Annotated in this window: 19 protein-coding genes; 5 read left to right on the forward strand and 14 right to left on the reverse strand. The window is 71.0% G+C overall.

Translation table 11 applies throughout. The features are described from left to right. Position 1 precedes the first annotated feature (1 nt). The 5 genes from M3667_RS11740 to M3667_RS11760 all read right to left on the reverse strand — a co-directional run bounded on the left by M3667_RS11740 (position 2) and on the right by M3667_RS11760 (position 7,775). Positions 2-2,515, reverse strand: coding sequence for an ATP-binding cassette domain-containing protein (locus tag M3667_RS11740; protein WP_251508180.1), 2,514 nt, complete (start codon positions 2,513-2,515; stop codon positions 2-4). Next, entirely contained in the window at positions 2,515-3,702 is a 1,188-nt protein-coding gene (locus M3667_RS11745; protein WP_251508182.1) for a substrate-binding domain-containing protein, read from the reverse strand. Before M3667_RS11745 ends, M3667_RS11740 begins: the two co-directional genes overlap by 1 nt. A 103-nt stretch (positions 3,703-3,805) precedes the next feature. Further along, a complete protein-coding gene (locus M3667_RS11750) occupies positions 3,806-4,831 on the reverse strand; it encodes an ABC transporter permease (protein WP_251508186.1) in 1,026 nt (341 codons plus the stop codon). Then, positions 4,828-6,207 (reverse strand): amidohydrolase family protein, encoded by a 1,380-nt coding sequence (locus M3667_RS11755; protein ID WP_251508188.1) that lies wholly within the window; start codon positions 6,205-6,207, stop codon positions 4,828-4,830. Before M3667_RS11755 ends, M3667_RS11750 begins: the two co-directional genes overlap by 4 nt. A gap of 134 nt (positions 6,208-6,341) precedes the next feature. Beyond that, the gene (locus tag M3667_RS11760) at positions 6,342-7,775 is read right to left on the reverse strand and encodes an amidohydrolase family protein (RefSeq protein WP_251508191.1); all 1,434 of its coding nucleotides are present in this window, start codon (positions 7,773-7,775) and stop codon (positions 6,342-6,344) included. A gap of 125 nt (positions 7,776-7,900) precedes the next feature. Between M3667_RS11760 and M3667_RS11765 the strand changes: the two genes are divergently transcribed. Together M3667_RS11765 and M3667_RS11770 are read left to right on the forward strand one after the other, a co-directional pair. Next, positions 7,901-8,941: a ketopantoate reductase family protein gene (locus M3667_RS11765; RefSeq protein WP_251508193.1), complete on the forward strand. Its 1,041-nt coding sequence runs from the start codon at positions 7,901-7,903 to the stop codon at positions 8,939-8,941. A gap of 118 nt (positions 8,942-9,059) precedes the next feature. Beyond that, positions 9,060-9,752, forward strand: coding sequence for a helix-turn-helix domain-containing protein (locus tag M3667_RS11770; RefSeq protein WP_144833854.1), 693 nt, complete (start codon positions 9,060-9,062; stop codon positions 9,750-9,752). A gap of 6 nt (positions 9,753-9,758) precedes the next feature. Here the strand turns inward: M3667_RS11770 and M3667_RS11775 are convergent, their stop codons facing one another. Genes M3667_RS11775 through M3667_RS11785 form a run of 3 tightly spaced genes read right to left on the reverse strand, consistent with a single transcriptional unit; the run spans position 9,759 to position 12,607 of the window. Further along, positions 9,759-10,814: a zinc-binding dehydrogenase gene (locus M3667_RS11775; protein WP_251508246.1), complete on the reverse strand. Its 1,056-nt coding sequence runs from the start codon at positions 10,812-10,814 to the stop codon at positions 9,759-9,761. 5 nt (positions 10,815-10,819) lie between these two features. Next, a complete protein-coding gene (locus tag M3667_RS11780; RefSeq protein WP_251508195.1) occupies positions 10,820-11,131 on the reverse strand; it encodes a Dabb family protein in 312 nt (103 codons plus the stop codon). Positions 11,132-11,140: 9 nt separating this feature from the next. After that, on the reverse strand, positions 11,141-12,607 hold the full coding sequence (locus M3667_RS11785; protein ID WP_144833848.1) for an amidohydrolase family protein: 1,467 nt from the start codon (positions 12,605-12,607) through the stop codon (positions 11,141-11,143). Positions 12,608-12,749: 142 nt separating this feature from the next. Between M3667_RS11785 and M3667_RS11790 the strand changes: the two genes are divergently transcribed. Next, positions 12,750-13,754, forward strand: coding sequence for a ketopantoate reductase family protein (locus tag M3667_RS11790; protein ID WP_251508197.1), 1,005 nt, complete (start codon positions 12,750-12,752; stop codon positions 13,752-13,754). A 4-nt stretch (positions 13,755-13,758) separates the two neighbouring features. Here the strand turns inward: M3667_RS11790 and rlmB are convergent, their stop codons facing one another. Continuing rightward, positions 13,759-14,754 (reverse strand): 23S rRNA (guanosine(2251)-2'-O)-methyltransferase RlmB, encoded by a 996-nt coding sequence (gene rlmB / locus M3667_RS11795; RefSeq protein ID WP_251508199.1) that lies wholly within the window; start codon positions 14,752-14,754, stop codon positions 13,759-13,761. Next, a complete protein-coding gene (gene cysS / locus M3667_RS11800) occupies positions 14,747-16,147 on the reverse strand; it encodes a cysteine--tRNA ligase (RefSeq protein WP_251508201.1) in 1,401 nt (466 codons plus the stop codon). Before cysS ends, rlmB begins: the two co-directional genes overlap by 8 nt. Before the next feature lie 68 nt (positions 16,148-16,215). Here cysS and M3667_RS11805 point away from each other — a divergent pair, with 68 nt between their 5' ends. Continuing rightward, on the forward strand, positions 16,216-16,677 hold the full coding sequence (locus M3667_RS11805; RefSeq protein ID WP_251508203.1) for a GNAT family N-acetyltransferase: 462 nt from the start codon (positions 16,216-16,218) through the stop codon (positions 16,675-16,677). Here the strand turns inward: M3667_RS11805 and ispD are convergent. Both ispD and M3667_RS11815 read right to left on the reverse strand, forming a co-directional pair. Further along, the gene (ispD, locus tag M3667_RS11810; protein ID WP_251508205.1) at positions 16,674-17,876 is read right to left on the reverse strand and encodes a 2-C-methyl-D-erythritol 4-phosphate cytidylyltransferase; all 1,203 of its coding nucleotides are present in this window, start codon (positions 17,874-17,876) and stop codon (positions 16,674-16,676) included. The two genes, M3667_RS11805 and ispD, sit on opposite strands and share 4 nt — an antisense overlap. A gap of 116 nt (positions 17,877-17,992) precedes the next feature. Continuing rightward, positions 17,993-18,475, reverse strand: a complete 483-nt coding sequence (locus tag M3667_RS11815; protein WP_056229249.1) for a CarD family transcriptional regulator — start codon at positions 18,473-18,475, stop codon at positions 17,993-17,995. A 154-nt stretch (positions 18,476-18,629) separates the two neighbouring features. Between M3667_RS11815 and M3667_RS11820 the strand changes: the two genes are divergently transcribed. Beyond that, complete coding sequence (locus M3667_RS11820; RefSeq protein WP_251508208.1) at positions 18,630-19,220, forward strand: DNA modification methylase; 591 nt, start codon at positions 18,630-18,632, stop codon at positions 19,218-19,220. A gap of 68 nt (positions 19,221-19,288) precedes the next feature. Here M3667_RS11820 and M3667_RS11825 read toward each other — a convergent pair whose 3' ends face one another. Both M3667_RS11825 and M3667_RS11830 read right to left on the reverse strand, forming a co-directional pair. Further along, positions 19,289-19,972, reverse strand: coding sequence for a response regulator transcription factor (locus M3667_RS11825; RefSeq protein WP_251508210.1), 684 nt, complete (start codon positions 19,970-19,972; stop codon positions 19,289-19,291). Next, positions 19,969-21,180 (reverse strand): cell wall metabolism sensor histidine kinase WalK, encoded by a 1,212-nt coding sequence (locus tag M3667_RS11830; protein ID WP_251508212.1) that lies wholly within the window; start codon positions 21,178-21,180, stop codon positions 19,969-19,971. The genes M3667_RS11825 and M3667_RS11830 overlap by 4 nt, the downstream gene beginning before the upstream one ends. Positions 21,181-21,269 lie beyond the last annotated feature (89 nt).

Here is a 21,269-nt window from a genome sequence, read left to right on the forward strand (position 1 = left end):
TTCAGCCCGACCGCACGCTCGAGGGGCGGCGGCGGCGGACGAGCAGCATGACCAGCGGCACGACGGCCGCGAACAGCACGAACGCGCCCTGGATCCAGTACTGCCACGACAGACCGAGCGAGAGGAACGCCAGCGCGCTCGTCACCGTCTGCAGGAGCAGCCCTGCCGCCGCGACGGCGAGCGCCGACCCCGACCCGCCGAAGATGCTCGCGCCGGCGATGACGACGGCTGTCACCGAGGTGAGCGTCAGCGCCTGCGCGGCGTTCGCGTCGCCGATACCCGAGCGCGAGTACACCGCGAGGCCCGCGACGGCGGCGAGGGTGCCGGCGGCGACGGATGCCAGCAGCCGGGTGCGCGGCACGCGCACGCCCATGCGGTTGGCCTTGACCGGGTCGGACCCGGCGGCGCGCAGCGCGCGGCCCCCGCGGGTGCGCTGGATGACGAACCACATCACGACGGCGAGCGCGACGGCCAGGGCGAGGATCATCGGCACTCCCGCGATCGCGAGCCCGAGGGTCGTGAGCACGTCGGCGCGGGCCGCACCCCCCGGGCTCGGGCGGAGCACTTGGGCCACCCCGAGCACGGCGATCGAGCTCACCAGGGTCGCGATCACCGGTGGCAGCGAGAGCCGGGTGACGAGGAGGCCGTTGATCAAGCCGACCGCGGCACCCGCGGCCAGGGCGAGCACGACGCCGATGAGGAAGAAGGCGAGGCCCTGTTGTGCGAAGAACGACAGGATGACCGCCGACAGGGCGGTGACGGATCCGATGCTGAGGTCGATGCCCCCGGTCATCACCACCACGAGCTGTGCCAAGCCGACGAAGACGAGCACGCTCGCCGCCGCGAGCAGCTGGCTGATGCTCAACGGGCTGAGGAAGGCCGACGACACGAACGACGTCACGATCGACAGCGCCACCGCGAGCCCGAGCAGCACGACCGCCTGCGTCTCTCCGGCGAAGAGGCTCCGCGAGCGCGAGCGTCGCGCGTGCACGGCCACTTCGACCGATGCCGTCTCCGACGACATCACCGCGGCTCCCGTGATGGCGCGCTCGTCGACCTCGTCGCCGACGAGGGTGGTCTGCACGCGCCCACGGGAGAAGACAACGACGCGATCGCACAGTCCCTCGAGCTCGACGGCATCCGTCGACAGGACGACGACGGCGACACCGGAGGCGGCCAGCTCGCGCAGGAAGGCGTAGATGTCGACGCGGGCGCCGGCGTCCACTCCCTGCGTCGGGTCTTCGACGAGCAGCACCTTCGGGTCGCCGAGCCGGCCCCGCGCCAGCAGAACCTTCTGCTGGTTGCCACCCGACAACGCCGACACCGGCACCTCGAAGTGCGGCGTCTTCACAGCCAGACCGGCCACTCCCTCACGGGTCAGGTAGTACTCGCGGCGACGGCGGACGAAACCGCCGGGCATCGCCGCACCCAGCGCGCCCGCGACGGCGTTCTCGCGGATCGACATCTTGCCGAACATCGCCTCGCCGATGCGATCGCCGGGGAGGAAGACGACCCCCGCCGCCGCGGCGGAGCGGCGCGAACGCACCGAGATCTCGCGCCCGCCCACGAGCACCCGGCCGTCGCTCGAGCCGCTGCCGGCGATGCCGCGCAGAACGCGCCGCTGGCCGTTGCCCTCGACACCGGCGAGACCGATGATCTGTCCGGGATAGACCGAGAACGACACGTTCTCGTACCCCTCGCCGCTGAGCTCGAGGACTTCGAGGGCGGGGGTCTCGGATGCCGCCGGAGCGGCCGGCTTGTCGGGGAAGGTCGTCTCGAGCGAGCGTCCGACGATGAGTTCGACGACCTCGTCGGCCGAGAAGTCCTCGACGAGACCGCGGCCCACGACACGACCGTCGCGAAGCACCGTGAGGTCGTCGCCGATCTCCATCACCTCGGGGATGCGGTGGGTGATGTAGACGATCGCCACCCCGTCGGCCAGGAGCGAGCGCACCTGGCCGAACAGCCAGGCCGTCTCCTCCGGTCCGAGCGCTTCGGTCGGTTCGTCGAGCACGAGCACCCGGGGATCGGATGCCAGGGCGGCGGCGATCTCGACGAGGTGCGCCTCGCGCAACGACAGCGATGACACCTGCGCGTGCGGGTCGATCGACAGCGAGAGACGGGCGAAGTGGGCGGTCACCCACGCCGCCGCGGTGCGCCGCGAGGGGCGCTTGCTCGCCGGCAGGAGCAGCAGCACGGCATCCACCACGCTCAGCGAGGGCGCCAGGGCGGGGATCTGGTAGACGATCGCCAGCCCCGCCTCACGCGCCTCGGCGGGGCGGATGCGGTCGAACTCGCGGCCGGCGAGACCGATGGTCCCGGCATCCGGCACCACCGATCCGGCCGCGATCCCCACGAGCGTGGACTTTCCGGCGCCGTTCTCGCCGAGCACGGCGTGCACGCGACCGGCGGCGATGTCGACCGAGACCGCGTCCAGAGCGGTGACACCGGGGTAGGTCTTGGTGATGCCCGAGAGAGTGAGTGCGGAGGCCACGGCCGTGGGGGTCTCGTTCATCAGCCGAACAGCTTCGTGATCTCGTCGGAGCTCAGCAGCGTCGACGGCGTCGCGTCGGACGGCGCGTCGGGCAGGCAGGCCTCTTCGGGCGTCTTGGACCCCTCGGCCGAACCGGTGGAGTCTTCGAACAGCGACAGCTCGTACAGCGAGGGCTCGTCATCGGCGGTGCCGAACTTCGCGGCGAGCGCCTTGCGCAGGGCCACGCGGCCGATCCACGTGCGCGACGACACGGTGGCCAGCTCGTAGCCGGGGTTCTTCGCCTTCAGGTCGGCGAAGCCGCAGCTGAGGGAGTTGTCGTCGGTGGAGGTGAGGATCGGCAGGGTCTGGCCCGCCGCCTCGTACGCGCGGATCACGCCCGAGGCGGATGCGCCGTAGTCCGCGATGATCGCGTTGATGGGCGTTCCCTGCGACAGGACACCGGCCATGGCCCGCTGCGCCTGTGCCGGGTCCCAGTTCGTCCAGATCGGCTCGCTGTTGACGAGCGTGATCTGCGGGTTCGCGTCGAAGACCTCCTTGGCTCCGGCGTACTCCTGGGTCGAGACCAGGGCGCCCGAGGGGCCGCCGAAGAACACGACGTTGCCGCCGGCGCTGCCGAGCCGGTCGACGATCCACTGGGCCTTCGACTTGCCCACGAACGAGGGGATCTGGTCGGCGTAGTCGAGGTAGTCGGTGCCCGCCGTTCCCTGGGGGTCGGAGGCGAAGTTCACGACGGTGGAGCCGGCCTGCGTGGCCTGACGGATCGCGGGCAGGTGCGCCTCGCCGGGGCCGGCGTCGGGGATGACGAGGATGATGTCGGTGCCCTTGGCCGCGAGGCTCGTGATGCCGGAGGTGGTGGCCTCGAGGTCGCCGCGACCGGCGATGAACTCGACGCCCGAGATCGCGGCGCACTTGGCCGCTTCGCTCTCGATCTCGGCGAGCACGGTCTTCGACCACGTGTTGGTGCCGTATCCGTCGACGACGCCGACCGAGACCTTCTCGCTCTCGTCGGAGGGGCAGATGCCGGAGATGTCGGTGAACTGCGACATCGTGCCGGTGCTGCCGGCGGCGATGTCGCCGGTCAGGTTGCTCGATCCTTCGCCGCCGGTTCCGCCGCCGGCGCTGTTGGTCGACGAACAACCGGCGAGCACGAGGGCGCCGAGGGCGATGGCGGCGAGACCTGCTCGTCGCGCGGGTGCTGTGGTGATCATGGGGTACTCCTCTTCGAGTGGTGATCGGGTGGAAGAACGGGTGAGGGCGCGACGGACCGCCCCGCCGGCCGCGGAGGGCTCGCGGGCGAGGGCGATCGGGATGTCAGACCATGGGCCGACGTCGCATGAGGTTCCGGATGCGGGAGGTGGTGCCGCCCAGCTGCAACTGGGCGACGATGCCGACGCCGATGATGAGCGCCTGCACGATGTTCTGCACGGCGGTGGCCTGCGTGAACGTCTGGACCAGCTGGGTGAGCTGGGCGAGGAAGAGGGCGCCGAGCGCCGTGCCCACGACGCTGCCGCGTCCGCCCGTGAGGGCGGTGCCACCCAGGACCACGGCGGCGATCGAGGGCAGGAGGTAGTCGTCGCCGGCGGTCAGGGTCGGAGTGCGTAGCAGCCCCGCCAGGAGGATGCCGCCCGCCGCGGCGAGCGCGGCCGACAGGACGTAGGCGACGATCGTGTACCCGCGGGTGCCGATGCCGAGGTTCGCGGCGCTGCGCGGGTTCTCGCCCACCAGCTCGAAGCGGCGCCCGAGCCGGGTCATCTTCAAGACGACGTGGATGACGAGGGTCAGGGCGAGGGCGAAGAACACCAGGACGGGGATGCCACCCCAGCGGCTCAACGCGAACTGGTTCAGGGCGTCGGGGCTCTGCGTCGCGAATCCGCCCGAAACCGCCTGCACCGTGCCGATCATGAGCGCGTTGACCGCGATCGTCACCACGAGCGGCGGAAGACCGAACAGGGTGATGACGAGACCGCTGGCCAGGCCGAAGGCGGCGACGGCCACGACGGCCGTGACGATCGCGGCGGGCAGACCCAGCGCATCGTCCCCGCCGAAGCGGGCCACGATGAGCGCGCCGAGGGTCACGGCCCCGGGGATCGAGAGGTCGAGCCCGCCCTGCTGGATCACGAGCGTCTGACCGATCGCGACGATCGCGATGAGGGCGGCGAACGGCAGCATCGACACGATCGCCGTCGGTCCGACACTCCCCGGGGCGATCAGCGGGCTGATCACGAAGAGCGCCGCGACCGCGATGAACGCGCGGGTGCCGGGCCAAGCCAGCACCGTGCGCGCGGCGGGACCGTGGTCCTTGGGCGCGGTGCGCGGGGGCGCCGCGAGGTCGGTCATGCCGTCACCAGAGCGGGGTGCCACGTGCCGTCCAGACGCGCCTCGGGCATCTCGCCGAGCAGGAATTCGCGCGAGGCCTCGGCATCCGCCTTCAGCTTCGCGATGTCGACGCCGACCAGCTCGCCGTCCTTCTTCACCCGGCGCCCCTGCACGAACACATCGCGCACGAGGCCCGGGTGAGCCGAGTACACGAGGCTGCCGATGGGGTTGTTCAGCGGGGTGAGGGCGAGCGAGCGGTCGTCGAGCACCACGACGTCGGCGGCCTTGCCCACCGCGATCGAGCCGGTCTTGTCGGCCAGGCCCGCGGCGTGGGCGCCGTCGATCGTGGCGAACTGCACCACCTCGGCGCACGTGAGGCTGATGCGCTCCAGCACCTCACCGGTGTCGACCGAGGGGGCGTTGTCGAGGGCGCGCTGCATGCCGATCGCGGTGCGCATCGTGGCGAACATGTCACCGCCGTTCGAGCTGCAGACGTCGATCGAGAAGGTGGGACGAATGCCGGCGCGCAACAGGCGGCCGGTGGCGGGGAAACCGTGTCCCATCTGCATCTCGACGTCGGGGGCGACCGAGGCGGTCCCGCCGCTGTCGGCGATGAGGCGCAATTCGTCGTCGGCCAGCGTGCAGCAGTGCACATAGGTGATGCGGTCCGACAGCAGCCCGTCGGCGGCGAGCTTGTGGATCGGTCCGGACTTGCCCCAGTACCCGTCTCCCGCGTGCATGGTGACGCGCAGGTCGAGGTCTGCGGCCAGGCGGAAGTCGGCGACGTTGACCTCGGGGGTGACGAACTGCGGTCCGCGCAGGGCGAGTGCCATCGTGACCAGGCCGTCGTCGGAGGAGAAGTGCTCGTCGCGGACGCGACGCGCGTCGTCGGGGTGCACGTTGGCCGAGGGGAGGCTCCCCCACTGGTCGGCTCCGCCGCCGTGGGCGAAGACGGCGCGCATGCCGGTGTCCTTGAGCGCGGCCACGGCGGCGTCGGCGTGCGCGGGGGTGGCGAGGTTGTGCGACCAGTCGACGAGGGTGGTGATCCCCGCGTCGAGGGCCTCGAGGGCTCCGAGGTAGTTCCCGGTGTAGGTGTCTTCGGGGCGGAAGTGCTTGCTGAGGCCCGTGTGCAGTCCGGCGAGGTACTCGGTCAACGACCAGTCCGACGCGAGGTTGCGCACGACCGACTGCCACGTGTGGCGGTGGGTGTCGACGAAGCCGGGGTGGACGATGCGGCCCCGCACGTCGATCACCTCGGCGTCGAGGGCATCCAGCCCCCGACCGATGGCCTCGATGGTGCCGTCGGCGCCGATCAGGATGTCGGTGTCGGTGAGGACCTCGCCGGGTCGGACCGCCGTGATCACGGTCCCTCCCCGCAGCAGCGTGCGCGTGCTCATGGAATGGTGACTCCCTCGTCGAACCGGAGCGTCGTCGCGCCGGTGGTGTTTCGTGATTGGATGCTAAAAAGCCTGACTGAACATGTCAAGTATTTGTTACCACTCTGCTGCACAACGTGCAGTCGAACTGCACCTCAGGCGCGTTCCCGGTACAGCGGAATATCGATCGGGGGCTGCGGGATGAACGACCGCGCCCCGCCCATCTGCGCGTAGAGGTGCTCGTGGGAGCGCTCGAGCGCGTCGGTCGCCGCGCGCACGTCGACGTGGACGAGCGCGCCATCGCGCTTGACCACCTTTCCGTCGACGAACACCGTGTCGATGCACCCCGCGTTGCCCTGCGAGAGCACCGCCCCGGTCGGATCCTCCCGGTTCCACCCCACCTGGCTGATGCCCGACATGTCCACCAGCACGATGTCGGCTCTTTTGCCCGGCGTGAGAGAGCCCACGAGATGGTCGACACCCGCGGCCCGCGCCCCGTTCAGCGTCGCCCACCGCAGGGCGTCGCGCGTCGTCCACGCCATGCGCTGGGGGGCGCGCATGGCGGCGTACTCGGGCTCGTCGGCGCGGTATCGCGAGGCCTGCAGCACCAGACGCGCGTGCGAGAGCATGTCGCCGCCGTTGCCCGAGACGCAGTCGATACCCAGACTCGGCCCGGGCGTGTGGGCGGTGGTCTCCGCGATGGCGGGGTATCCCATGCCCATCTGCATCTCCGTCTCGGCGCACACCGACACCGTCACCCCGCTCCCCTCCAGCAGCTCCCACTCGCGCGGGGTGTTGAAGGTGCAGTGCACAAGCAGCAGATCCTCGGCGAGGAGGCCGTGCGCGTGCAGCACCTCGACGTCCTGGAAGAGCTGGCGAACCATGACCTGATTGGCGTGGAAGGTAATGCGCGCCCCCAGCTCCCTCGCGAGGCGGAACTCCGCCGCGACGTCGGCGACGGGCGCGATCGCGAGCTCCTGGGGGGCGATCCCGAAGCGCAGGAGCTGGTCGTCGCTGGAGAAGTAGCGCTCGCGGATCTCGGTCGCCAGCCGTGCGCGGGTGGCGAGGGCCGCGGGATCCGACCCGGCCGCCGAGCCGCCGCGCGACTGACTCCAGGTGTTGGTGGTGATGGGGGTGAGCCCGTGGGCGTAGAGGGCCCGGATGCCGGCATCCCGCAGTCCCGTGACGGCGGCGTGCGCACCGTCGGGGTCGAGGATGTTGTGGCAGTAGTCGACGATCGTGGTGATGCCGGAGTTGAGGGCGTCCAGGGCGCCGACGTAGTTGCCGGCGTACATGTCGTCGGCGCGGTACAGCGGCGCCATGTGCAGGCGGATCCCGCGCAGGTAGTCGGGGATGTTGCCGTCGGCGAGGATGCCGCGCAACGCCGTCTGCCACGTGTGCCTGTGCGTGTCGACCATGCCCGGGATGGCGATCTTGTCGCGGCCGTCGATCACCTCGGCGTCGGCCGCGGAGATGTCGGGGCGGATCTCGCGGATCACCCCGTCCTCGATGAGGATGTCCGTGCGCGGGACGTCCCCGAGCCGATCGTCGACGGTGGCCGCGGCCACGTTGCGGATGAGGGTGCGCATGCTCGCTCCTTCGCGATCCGTGGGGTCTTCCTCGACCCGACGTTGTGCTGAACTACACGCGACTGTACAGTCACACGCAGATTTGTAAAGTCACAGCAAACGCTTGTCGGAGTCGAGGAGGACCCATGACCAGAGCGAACCCCCGGATCGCCGTGCTCGGAACCGGAGCACAGGGGGCCAGTATCGGCGCCGACCTGCTGCGCGCCGGACTCGACGTCACCTACATCGAGCAGTGGCCCGCCCACGTCGAGGCCATGCGCGAGCGCGGCATCGAGGTGCGGCTGCCCGACGAGACGCACGTGACGCCGGTGCACCCGCTGCACCTGTGCGAGGTGGCGACCCTGCGCGAGCCGTTCGACATCGTGTTCATCGTGGTCAAGGCCTACGACACCCGGTGGGTCGCCGAGCTCATCGCCCCCCACGTCGCCGACGACGGTCTCGTGGTGGGGCTGCAGAACGGCATGACGCAGGACGCGATCGCGGCCGCGGTGGGGCCGCACCGCACGATGGGCGCGGTCATCGAGGTCGCCTCGAACATGTTCGAGCCCGGCATCGTCAACCGCCAGACGCCCGTCTCCGGCTCCTGGTTCGCCGTCGGCGCGTACGACGACTCCGCCCGGGGCCGCGAACCCGAGATCCAGGCCGTGCTCTCGCACACCGGCCGGGTGGACGTCTCCGACGACATCCGCTCCTCGAAGTGGATGAAGCTCGTCGCCAACGCCGGAGAGCTCGTGCCCTCCGCCATCCTCGACCTCCCCCTCGCGTCGGCCGTGGCGCTCCCCGGCGTGCACGACTTCATGATCGAGTGCGGAAAGGAGGCGGCACGCGCGGCCCTCGCCGACGGTAGCCGCCTCGTTCCGATCTTCGGTCTTACCGACGACGCCGTGACCGATCCCGACCGCTACGCCTCCGACCTGCTCGGGGCGGTGCTCGACAGCTTCTCGCTGCCCGACACCAAGACGACGGTGCTGCAGGACTGGATGAAGGATCGACACGGCGAGTACGCCGAGGTGAACGGTCTGATCGTCTCGGTGCTCGAAGCCGCGGGGCAGGACGCCCCCTACAACGCCCACACCGTCCACCTCGCGCGCGAGATCGAGGCGGGGCGGATGCCGCGGTCGACGGCGAACCTCGAGATCCTCCTCGACGTGCCCCGGCGGAGCTGAGGCCGCGGGTGTTCAGGCGCGGCGCACAAACCCGGCGCACGGCGGCGGGTAGCGTGGACCCCCGAGAGGCGGGGGCTCCGTGACGGGGATCGCCGCCTTCGGACGAGGAGGCGCCGAGATGACCGACGACATCGGCAGCAGATTGCGCGACGCACGGCTGCAGAAGGGTTTCAGCCTGCGCAGCGTGGCCACCGCGCTCGGGGTTTCGGCGAGCTTGATCTCGCAGGTCGAGACGGGCAAGACCCAGCCCTCCGTCTCGACCCTGTACGCGATGGTCACCCACCTCGGCATCTCGATCGACGAGCTGCTCGGCGTCTCGCCCACCTCGCACGTGGGCGCGGCCGCCCCGGCCCCCGAGCCCGTGGCGGGCGACCCCACGGTGCAGCACGCGGCCGACAACGCCGTGCTCGACATGGAGAACGGCGTGCGCTGGGAGCGCCTCGCCGCCGGGGCCGGACCCGCCGACGCCCTCCTCGTGACCTACGAGCCGGGGGCGTCCAGCTCGGTCGAGGGCAAGATGATGCGCCACGCGGGCATGGAGTACGCCTACCTCCTCGAGGGCGAGCTCACGCTCCGCCTCGAGTTCGACACCTTCACGCTGCACGCCGGTGACAGCCTGCACTTCGACTCCGTGCGACCGCATCTCTACGTCAACAGCAGCGACGCGATCGCCCGCGGTATCTGGTTCGTCGTCGGCCGCCGCGAGCACAATCAGGCCATGCCCTCGGCGGGACAGAACCTTGGCGCCCCGCGCGACACGATCGGCTCCGCCGTCGACGTGCTGCGCGCGATGGACGACCTCGACCGCTGAGCGCGCTCAGCGCGCCGATCCGTGGCGCGCGGGTCGACGCTCCGACGCGGCGGGGTCGATCACCGTCTTGATCTGACGCGCGCCCCCGTTGGTCAACGGCACGAGCGCCCCCTCGGCGACCTCGTCGAGGGGAAGGACCTCGGAGGCGAGGTCGCTCCAGTCCGCACGCGCGGCGAGGAGCTCGACGGCGCGCGGAAGGTCGGCGGCCATCGCGTGCGCGACGGTGCCGACGATCGTGTACTCCCGCAGGGTCCATGCGCCCAGCGGCACGGGGATCTCGTCGCGCTGGATGCCGACGGGCACGAGCACCGCCCCGGGAAGCGCCGCGGCGACGACCTCGTCCCAGCCGGCCCGCGACCCGCTCACCTCGAACAGCACGTCGGCCTCGCGATCGGCGTCCGCGAGAGCCTCGGCGAGCGAGCGCTCTCCGGCGAGCAGCGTCGACTCTGCCCCGAGGGCGCGCGCCAGATCCAATCTCTCCGTGGAGCGGTCGACCGCCAGCACGCGCGCGCCCACGGCGGCCGCCGCGTGGGTGAGGAAGGCCCCGATGCCGCCGATGCCCAGGACCACGGCATCCTGGCCCGCCGTCAGTCCGCTGCGGGCGACCGCGTGCACGGCGATGGCCATCGGCTGCGCCAGGGCGAGGGTGTCGGCGGTGAGGGCGTTCGCGGTGACGTCGAGCAGGGTCGCCGCGGGCACCGCCACGAACTCGGCCAGTCCCCCGTCGACCTGGAGCCCCGCGGTGCGGTACCGGCGACACAGGTTCGTGCGTCCTGCGCGGCACGGCTTGCAGCGCCCGCACGAGATCCCCGCTCCGCACACCACCTGCGCCCCGACGGCGAGATCGACGCCGTCGCCGACCGCCTCGATGGTCCCGGTGAACTCGTGTCCGAGCACGACCGGCAGCTCGGTCAGCACCGGTCCGCGGGTGTACTCGGTGGCATCCGACCCGCACACTCCGCACCCGGTGATGCGCACGAGCGCCTCGCCCGGTCCCGGCGTCGGGATCTCCCTCTCCTCGATGCGCAGGTCTCCCGCGGCGTGGAGCACCGCGGCGCGCATGCGCGTCACAGCGCGGTTCCGTCGGGCACGACGATCTGCACGGCCTGGCGCGTCTCGATCATGCGCGCGAGGTGCGCGTCGTAGACCGCCGCGTGCTGCGGCGAGTCGAGGTAGGCCGTCAGCGCCGCGTCATCGTCCACGAGGGCGACCACGCCGTAGTCGCTGGGGCTCGGTCGCAGGCGCAGGTTCGGTCCGCAGCGATAGGTGTGCAGCATCGGCAGGGCGGATGCCATGTCCTCGAGCGCGGCCGTCAGCGCCTCCACCTCCTCGTCGCCGACGTCGGCCTTCCAGGTGAACAGCGCGGCGTGCAGGATCATGCGGTCCTCTCAGTCCTGGGCACGGGCGACGACGTGCGCGTCGCCGTCGGTGTAGCGGTAGGGGTTCTCGATCGCCTCGTCGACGGGGATCTCGGGGTGCATGCCCTCGGCCCACGCCTTCTCGCCGAGCTTCGAGCGGACGTATTCGACCGAGGCGGCGACCTTGTCGCGCACGGGCGCGAGCGGAAGCCCGATGCGCACGCCCTGGTACTTCACCACGCGTCCGTCGACGACGACGGTGTGCACGTCGGCCGTGCCGGCCTGGTACACCACGTGGGCGTACGGGTGCAGGATCGGCGTCATCGCGGGAGACTCGTCGTTCTTGATGAGCACGATGTCGGCGCGCTTGCCCGGGGTGAGGGAGCCGATGCGGTCCTCCATCCCGAGGGAGAGGGCGCCGCCCATGGTCGCCATCCGCAGCACGTCCTCCGCCCGGAGGCGGTTGGCGACGATCGTCTCACCGCGCGCGTGGGCCTCGAGGTGGTCGCGCGACCGGTCGGCGCTGAGGGTGGCGCGCATCGCGGAGAAGAAATCGGCGCTCCACCACACGCTCGTGTCCATCGACAGCGAGGCCGGGATCCCGTGCTTGCGGATCGCCCAGGTCGAGGGGTACCCCTGCCCGGCGCTCTGCTCCGACTCCGTGGCCACCGACACCGTGCCGCCGGTGGCCGCGATCTTCTGGTAGCTCTGCTCGTTCAGCGACGCCGAGTGCACGTAGCAGACCTCGGGGGTCATGAATCCGGCGTCGTACATCTGCGTGATGGCGGTATCGGTGGTCGCTCCCCACACACCGGCGTGGGTGGTCACGCGAAGACCCAGGTCGCGGGCGGCCTCGAAGGCGCCGCGCTCGGGGAAGTCGGAGGCACCGGGCACGTCGAAGGCGAGCTGCAAGCCCATCATGTCGTTCGGGCTCGAGAAGTTCCGCGAGACGAAGTCGCGGAACTCGGGGGCGTTCGCCCACTCCCACGGGGCGCCGAGGTAGTTGCCGTATCCGAGTACGAAGCGCCCCGGGATCTCGCGCAGGGCCTGGAGGGCGGCTTCGCCGTACTCGGGGGTGCGCAGACCGTGCGACCAGTCCAGGGTCGTCGTCACGCCCGTGTCGACGGACTCGAGGGCGCTGAGGAGGTTGCCGGCGTAGACGTCTTCGGGGCGGAACACCTCACCCCAGTTGAGGTAGTAGAAGACGAAGTACTGGCTCAGCGCCCAGTCGCCGCCGAAGCCGCGCAACGCGGACTGCCACATGTGCCGGTGCGTGTCGACGAAGCCCGGCGTCACGATGCCCCCGGAGGCGTCGATCTCGAGGGTGCCCTCGGGCACCTCGAGTCGGTGCCCCACGGCGGCGATGTCGCGACCGATCACGAGGACGTCGGCGTCGTCGAGAACGCCCTGCTCATCCATCGTGATGACGGTGGCGCCTCGGAAGACGAACGGGCGGTCGGCCGAGAACTGTTCGGCCGCGGGTGCGGTTTCGGTCATGGCTTCTCCCCATCGAGAATGTTCGTTCCTGGTTTACACTCTCTCGTAACATCCGGCAAGAGCCCGCTTTTCGTTCAGCATTGTTGGATGAAGTCGCGGCACATACGTCATGCGTTCGCTGTCACTCCAACGAAGGAGCACGATGTCCATATCGTCCATCGCCGTGCTGGGCACTGGCGCCAATGGGGCGTCGATCGGCGCCGACCTCATCGACGCGGGTCTCGACCCGGTCTTCATCGAGCAGTGGCCCGCGCACGTCGAAGCCATGCGGGCGGAGGGGCTGCGCGTGCACACTCCCGCGGGCACGCGCCACGTGCACCCGCGGGTGCTGCACCTGTGCGAGGTGGCGACCCTGCGGGAGCGGTTCGACCTCGTGCTGCTGGTGACGAAGGCCTACGACGCGCGATGGGCCTCGGCCCTCATCGAGCCGTACCTCGCGGACGACGGGGCCGTCGCGGCGGTGCAGAACGGCATGACGACGCAGACGGTGGCCGACGTGGTCGGCCCCGATCGCTGCGTCGGGACGGTCATCGAGATCTCCTCGACCATGACCGAGCCGGGGATCGTGCATCGCCACGTCGACCCGGAACGCTCGTGGTTCGCCGTGGACATCACGGCCCCACGGGGGCCCGATGTCGCCGACGTGCTCTCGCACGCGGGCGAAGTCGCCCGGGTCGACGACATCGGCTCGGCGAAATGGATGAAGCTCGTCAGCAACGCCTCGGTCCTCGTCCCGACGGCAGCGCTGGGCCTGCCCATGGTCGACGCGATCCGGGTCGCCGGCATGCGCGAGCTCATGCTCGAAGCGGGGCGCGAGGCGCTCCGGGTCGCAGGTGAGCACCGTGTGCTCCCGATCTTCGGGCTCACCGCGGCGTCCATCGCCGAATCCGACGACGTCGTCGAGACGATGCTCGACGTCCTCTACTCGCGCTTCACCGTGCCCGGGGCCACCACGACGGTGCTGCAGGACTGGGGAAAGGGGCGTCGCAGCGAAGTCGACGACATCAACGGCGCCGTGGTCGCGGCGGGCCGGCGACTCGGCATCCCGACTCCCGTCAACGACGCGATCGTCGCGGTCGGGCACGCGATCGAGCGCGGCGAGTTCGAGCCCTCCCTCGCCGCGCTCGACCGGATGCGTCCGGCCTGAGCCGTCAGCGCGTCGCGCGCATCGTCGACACCTGGTACAGGGCGACGGATGCCGCGATGCCGGCGTTGAGCGACTCGGTCGCCGTCGAGATGGGGATCGACACGACCTGGTCACAGGTCTCGGTGACCAGGCGCGACAGGCCCTTGCCCTCGGAGCCGACGACGATCAGCACGGGACGGTCGGCGAGCTCGAGGGCGGGCAGCGACACGTCGCCGTCGCCGTCGAGGCCGAGCACGAACACGCCCTGCTTCTTGAACTCCTTGAGCGTCGCCGTCAGGTTCGCCGCGAGGGCGACGGGGATGCGGGCGGCCGCTCCGGCGCTGGTCTTCCAGGCGGCGGAGTTGACGCTCGCCGAGCGGCGCTGGGGGATGATCAGGCCCTGACCGCCGAAGGCGCCCGTCGAGCGGATGATCGCGCCGAGGTTGCGGGGGTCGGTGACGCCGTCGAGGGCCACCAGCAGCGGCACCTCGCCGCGGTCGATGATCTGCTCGAGCAGGTCCTGCGGGTGGGCGTAGGAGTAGGGCGGCACCTTGAGCGCGACGCCCTGGTGCACGCCGTCGAAGCCGGCCATGCGATCGAGTTCGGGGCGCGTGACCTCGAGCACCGGGATGCCGCGGTTGGTCGCGATCGACAGCATCTCTTTGACGCGGTCGTCCATCTCGACGCGCTGGGCGATGTACATCGCCGTGGCGGGGATCTTCGCGCGCAGCGCCTCGAGCACGGAGTTGCGGCCGGTGACCGTCTCGGTGTCGTCGGCGGCCTTGGGGCTCTTGCGGTTGAGGTTGCCGACCGCACGCACACCCGGGCGGCCCTTGCCGCCGGCGGCGGCGTACCGCTCTTCGGCGGCCTTGCGCTTGCCGGCGGGGTGCCAGGCGCGGTCCTCGGCCTTGGGGGTGGGACCGCGACCCTCGAGCGCCTTGCGGGAGTGCCCGCCGGTGCCCTTGAGCGGCCCCTTCTTCTTGCCGGGGTTGCGTGCTCCCGGGCGTCCAGGCTTAGCCATCGATACTCCAATGTGTTCCGGCTGGAGTGTCTTCCAGCGTGATTCCTGCGGCGGCGATCGCGTCTCTGATGCGATCCGCGGCCGCCCAATCCTTGTCCGCACGCGCGTGTGCGCGCTGCGTGATCATCGTCTGGACCAGGGTGTCCAGAGCGGCGGTCTCGGCTCCTCCGCCGACGCTGCTCCACTGGGGAGAGTGCGGATTGATCCCCAGGAGGAGCGTCATCTGCTGGACGTCCGAGACGTCCTGCTTCGCTTCATCGTACTTGCCCGCGTCGAGCAGCGCATTTCCCGACCGGATGCTGCTGTGGATCGCGGCCAACGCCCGCGGCACCGAGAGGTCGTCGTCCATCGCCTCGACGAACTCCGTCGGAAGGCCTTCCTCGGCCTCCGACCAGCCCGGCCGGGCGACGCGCTCGGCGCGCTCGAGGAAGGTGCGGATGCGTCCGAGGGCCGACTCGGCCTCGGCCCACGACGCCTCGCTCAGGTCGAGGTTGGAGCGGTAGTGCGCCGCGGCGAGGGCGTAGCGCACCACGAGCGGGTCGTGGGCGTCGAGCACGTCGGCGGCGAGCGTGAAGTTGCCGAGCGACTTCGACATCTTCTGTCCGTCGACGGTGACGAGGCCGTTGTGCACCCAATAGCGGGCGAAGGCGTCGCCGGCCGCGGTCGACTGGGCGATCTCGTTCTCGTGGTGCGGGAAGCGCAGGTCGAGACCGCCGCCGTGGATGTCGAACTCCGGACCCAGGTAGCGGCGCGACATCGCCGAGCACTCGATGTGCCAGCCGGGTCGTCCGGCGCCCCACGGCGATGCCCAGGTGGCCGAGGCGGGCTCGTCGGCCTTGGAGCCCTTCCACAGCGCGAAGTCGCGCGGATCGCGCTTGCCCCGGGGATCGGCGTCGGTCGCCGACTCCATCGCGTCGAGGCTCTGGCGGGTCAGCTCGCCGTAGGCCGGCCACGAGCGCACGTCGAAGTACACGTCGCCGGCGGCGGCGTAGGCGTGACCGCGCTCGATGAGCTCGGCGATCAGCTCCTGCATCTGCGTGACCGATGCGGTCGCGCGCGGCTCGTAGGTCGGGGGCAGGATGCCGACGGCGGCATACGCGCGCGAGAACTCGAGCTCCATGCGATAGGCCAACGCCCACCAGGGCTCGTCGTCGCTCGCGTTGGCGAGCACCTTGTCGTCGATGTCGGTGACGTTGCGCACGAACGTGACTCGGCCGTAGCGGTGGGCGAGCCAGCGGCGCAGCAGATCGAAGGCGAGGGCGGCCCGCACGTGACCGATGTGGGGACCCGACTGCACGGTGGGGCCGCAGACGTAGACCGTGACGTTCGACGGGTCGAGGGGAACGAAGTCGCGCAGCTCCTGCGCTTTCGTGTCATACAGCCGAACGGTCACCGGGCCAGCCTACCGGCCGCCCCTCGCCGCGACCCGTGCGTCAAACATGCAGCGGTTAGGGTGCCGACGTGGACCTCACCATTCGCCCCGACGACCTGTCCGGAGAACCGACGCGCGCCCTCGTCGCCGCCCATCTCGCCGGAATGCACGAGAACACCCCGGCCGAGAGCGTCCACGCCCTCGACGTCGACCGCCTCACCTCCGAAGGCGTGACCCTGTGGTCGGCCTGGATCGACGGCGAGATCGCCGCCATCGGCGCCTGCAAAGACCTCGAAGACCAGCGGGCCGAGCTGAAGTCGATGCGGGTCGTCGAGGCGCACCTGGGTCGCGGTGTGGGCCGAGCGATCCTGCGCCGCATCATGGCCGATGCGCGAGAACGCGGCATCCGGAGCCTCTGGCTCGAGACCGGCAGTACGACCGACTTCGTCGCCGCCCGGAACCTGTACGCCAGCGAAGGCTTCGTGGAGTGCCCGGCGTTCCCGCCCTACTCGCCCGATCCGCTGTCGACCTTCATGACGCGCGAGCTCTAGGCCGGCACGACGAGCGCGGTCGCGAAGGCCGCGACCCCCTCGGTCCGTCCCGTGAAGCCCAGTCCGTCCGTGGTGGTCGCGCTCACCGAGACCGGGGCGCCGCCGAGGGCGTGGGACAGGGCCCGTTCGGCCTCGACGCGACGCGCGGCGAAGCGCGGTCGATTGGCCTGCACCTGCACCGAGACGTTGCCCACCCGCCACCCGGCCGCCGCCAGCAGGCCGACCGTGTGCGTGAGGAAGGCGGTGGCGTGAGCGCCGGCGAACTCCGGCCGGTCGGTGCCGAAGTGCGTGCCGATGTCACCGAGCCCCGCCGCAGCAAGGAGGGCGTCGACGATCGCGTGCGCGACGGCGTCGCCGTCGGAGTGACCCGAGAGGGCCTGCTCGCCCGGCCATTCGAGACCCGCGAGCCAGAGGGTGCCCTCGCCGCCGAAGCCGTGGACGTCGGTGCCCAGGCCGACGCGCGGGATGCCGGTCGCCGGTGTCGGCGCGGCCTCGACCTCGGGGGCGGCCGTGACGAGCGAGCGGGCGCGGTCGAGGTCGGGAGCGGTCGTGACCTTGAACGCGCGGGCATCGCCCTCGACCGTGACGACGGGGTGCCCGGCGGCGGCGACGAGGGCGGCGTCGTCGGTGTGGTCGGCGTCGGCGGATGCCGCGGCCGCCTCGAGCACGGAGCGACGGAAGCCCTGCGGCGTCTGGGCCGCCGCGAGCTCCGACCGGTCCACCGCGGCAACGACCCGGCCGGCCCCGTCGACGCGCTTGATCGTGTCGACGACGGGGAGAACGGGGATCACGGCGACGGCGCCGTCGTCGAGCGCGGCCACGACGCGCTCGAACACCGCGGCCGGGGTCAGCGCCCGGGCGGCGTCGTGCACGAGGACGGCGTCGACATCGCCCCACAGGGCCGCGAGCCCTGCGGCGACGGACTGCTGGCGGGTCGCTCCGCCCGTGACGACCGTCACGAGATCGCCCCGGTCGCCCGCGGCGTCGAGCGCATCGGTCGTCGCGTCGCCCTCGTAGCCCTCGGGGACGACCACCACGACCTGCGCGGCCGGGGCGGAGAACACCCCCCGCAGTGCGTGGTGCAGGATCGACCGGGCGTCGAGGCCCACGAACGCCTTGGGCGCTCCCCCGCGCAGGCGGGTGCCGGAGCCCGCCGCGACGACGATGACCGCGAGGTGGGGGACGGGGGTGAGAGTCACCCGATCACGCTAGCGCGAGCCGACGCACACCGTGGAACGCCGAAAGCCCCGGCCCGCGTCATCGGTTCTCGACGACGGGGACGGGGCGTCAGCGCGGGGGTCGCGGCGCCGGAGCGTCAGGACGCGAGGACCTCGTCGAGCACGACGCTCGCACGGTCTTCGTCGGTCTTCTCCGCGAGGGCCAGCTCGGAGACGAGGATCTGACGCGCCTTGGCCAGCATGCGCTTCTCGCCGGCCGACAGGCCGCGGTCCTGATCGCGGCGCCACAGGTCGCGCACGACCTCGCTGACCTTGATCACATCGCCCGACGCGAGCTTCTCGAGGTTCGCCTTGTAGCGACGCGACCAGTTGGTCGGCTCCTCGGTGAAGGGCGCACGCAGCACCTCGAACACGCGGTCGAGACCCTCTTTGCCGATCACGTCGCGAACGCCGACGAGGTCGACGTTGTCAGCAGGGACCTCGATGACGAGGTCTCCCTGGGTGACGTTGAGCTTCAGGTATTTCTTCGTCTCGCCCTTGATAACGCGTTCTTTGACCTCGATGATCGTGGCCGCGCCATGGTGCGGGTAAACGACGGTCTCGCCAACCTCAAAAAGCATGGAGTTATGTCCTTTCGGCAACATCCAGGATACCACAGGCCCGCATGCGCTAAGGTTCCGCCCACCCTGGGCCCCTCCCCCACCCGCACGCGGGGCGACCGTGGACATGTGTGCGGGAACGGCCGCGCGGCGCGGACCCCGTAGGATGAACAGGATGCCGTCCGTCGATCTTGGAGGATCCGTGAAAACGCGCCTGATCGCGTCCGTCGCCCTGGGTGCCGCTGTCCTGGTGGGCACGACCGGGTGCAACCTCATCGCCCCCCAGGCGACCACCATCCCGTACTCGGCGTCCGACGGCGTGAACGTCCCCGCAGACTCCGGCCCCCTCGACGTGCGCAACGCCCTCATCGTCGTCGACGAAGAGGGCACGACCGGCAACCTCGTCGCCGCCGTCGTCAACTCGACCTCCGACCCGCTCACGCTGCGCGTCGAGGTCGGCGAGGGCTCCTCGGCCGTGCGCTCGTCGGTGAACGTGCCGGCCAACCGCACGCTGAGCCTCGGCGACCTGTCCGACGACGTCGAGCCCCTCCGCCTCGACGGCATCGACGCCGCCCCCGGCACCACGGTGCCCGTGTACTTCCAGTCCGGCGACGGCCAGGGCGCACTCATCCAGGTGCCCGTGCTCGACGGCGCCCTCGAGTATCTGTCGACGCTCGCGCCGACCCCGCAGCCCTCGAGCTCGCTGACCCCGGTCGGCGGCCTGCCGACGGTGACGCCGACGCCCAGCGCGACGCCCGCCTCCTGATCACACGACGAAGGCGCCGACGGTGATCCGTCGGCGCCTTCGTCGTTCCCGGCGGGCGGGGCCCGGGCTCAGGCCTCGAAGCGGTAGCCCAGGCCGCGCACCGTCACGAGCATGACCGGCTCGCTCGGGTTGCGCTCGATGCGCGAGCGGATGCGCTTGATGTGCACGTCGAGGGTCTTGGTGTCGCCGAAGTAATCGGTCCCCCACACCCGGTCGATGAGCTGGCCGCGCGTGAGCACGCGACCGGCGTTGCGCATCAGCACCTCGAGGAGCTCGAACTCCTTGAGGGGGATGCTGATCTCGGCTCCGTCGACGGCCACCGTGTGCCGGTCGATGTCGAGCACCACGCGACCGCCCGAGAGGACGCGGTCGTCGAGGTCGGCGTCATCGGGTGTGCGTCGCCGCAGCACCGCGCGCATGCGGGCGAGCAGCTCGCGCGTCGAGTAGGGCTTGGTGACGTAGTCGTCGGCGCCGAGCTCGAGACCGACGACGATGTCCACCTCGGAATCCTTCGCGGTCAGCATGATGACCGGCACCTGCGAGGTCAGCCGCAGTTGACGGCAGACCTCGGTCCCGGGCATTCCGGGCAGCATCAGGTCGAGCAGGATGATGTCGGCTCCGCGCTCGCGGAAGGCGGTGAGGGCGAGCGCGCCGTCTTCGGCGATCTCCACCTCGTATCCTTCGCGGCGCAGCAGGTAGGCGAGCGGGTCGGCCAGATCGGGCTCGTCCTCGACGATCAGAACGCGGGTCATGCGGTGTCTCCCTTCGCGGGTACGGGTGTCGTCGAGGTCTTGCGGGACTTGCGACGGGGCTTCGGACGAACGGTGTCGAGGTCGGGCGCCTCGGTCATCGGCAGGCGGATGGTGAAGGTCGACCCCCGCTCGGGGCGCGACCACAGCCGCACCTCGCCGCCGTGGCGCTGCACGGCGTGCTTGACGATCGAGAGGCCGAGGCCGGTGCCGCCGGTGCGACGCGAGCGCGCCTGGTCGGCCCGGTAGAAGCGCTCGAACACGCGGTGCTGGTCGGTCTCGGGAATGCCGATGCCGCGGTCGGTGACGGCGATCTCGACCACGGTGTCGTCGAGCTTGACGCCCACGCCCACCTTCGAGCCTTGCGGCGAGTAGGCGATGGCGTTGGCGACGAGATTACCGAGCGCCTCGGTGAGGATCTGCGGCTCGCCGCGCACCCACAGCCCCTTGGTGCCGCCGCGCACGACGGTGACCTGGGCGGCATCGGCCTGCACGGTGTAGGCCTCGAGGGCGGCGGTGACGACCTCGTCGATCGAGACGTCCCTCACGTCGCGCAACTCGTCGGAGGCCTGCAGGCGCGAGAGGCTCATGATGCGGTTGACGAGCGCCGCCAGCCGGGTGACCTCGGCTTGCATGCGCGAGGCGAAGTGCCGCACCTGGGCGGGGTCGTCGGCGGCCGACTCGATCGCCTCGGCGAGCAGGCCCACGGCGCCGACGGGGGTCTTCAGCTCGTGACTGGTGTTGGCGACGAAGTCGCGGCGCATCTCCTCGACGCGCTCGCGCTCGGTGATGTCGCGCAGCACGAGGAGCGTCAGCCGGGCCGAGATCGGCGTCGCGCGCACGGCCACGAGTCGGGCCTCGGCCGGCGCGGCGCCGCGACGCAGACGCAGGTTCTCGGCGATGGCGGATCCGGTGTCGCGGGCGACGCGCGCCACGCGCTTGAGTTCCTCGGCCGCGATGACTTCGCCGGCGTGCACGCCGAACACCTCGGCCGCGGGCGACAGCGCCAGCACCGTCGACGACGTGTCGCAGACGAAAGCGGGGTCGTCCATCGCGTCGAGCATCGCCTCGACGCCCTCGGGGACGTCGACCGCGGTCTGCGCCATCGAACGGTCGCGAGCGCGGAGGGCGCCGACCACGAGGCCGACGATCGCTGCTCCGACGAGGAGGCCGGCGAGGAGCGCGAGCAGCACGAGCTGCGTGTGTTCCATACGTTCAGCGTAGAGGGGGCGATTCGGCGTCACCGGCCGTTCACCCCCGCCACCGGCACGGCAGAGGCTACTATTCACTGTCACTGCAC

It is taken from the genome of Microbacterium sp. P26 (genome assembly GCF_023712585.1).
Classification (GTDB): domain Bacteria; phylum Actinomycetota; class Actinomycetes; order Actinomycetales; family Microbacteriaceae; genus Microbacterium; species Microbacterium algihabitans_A.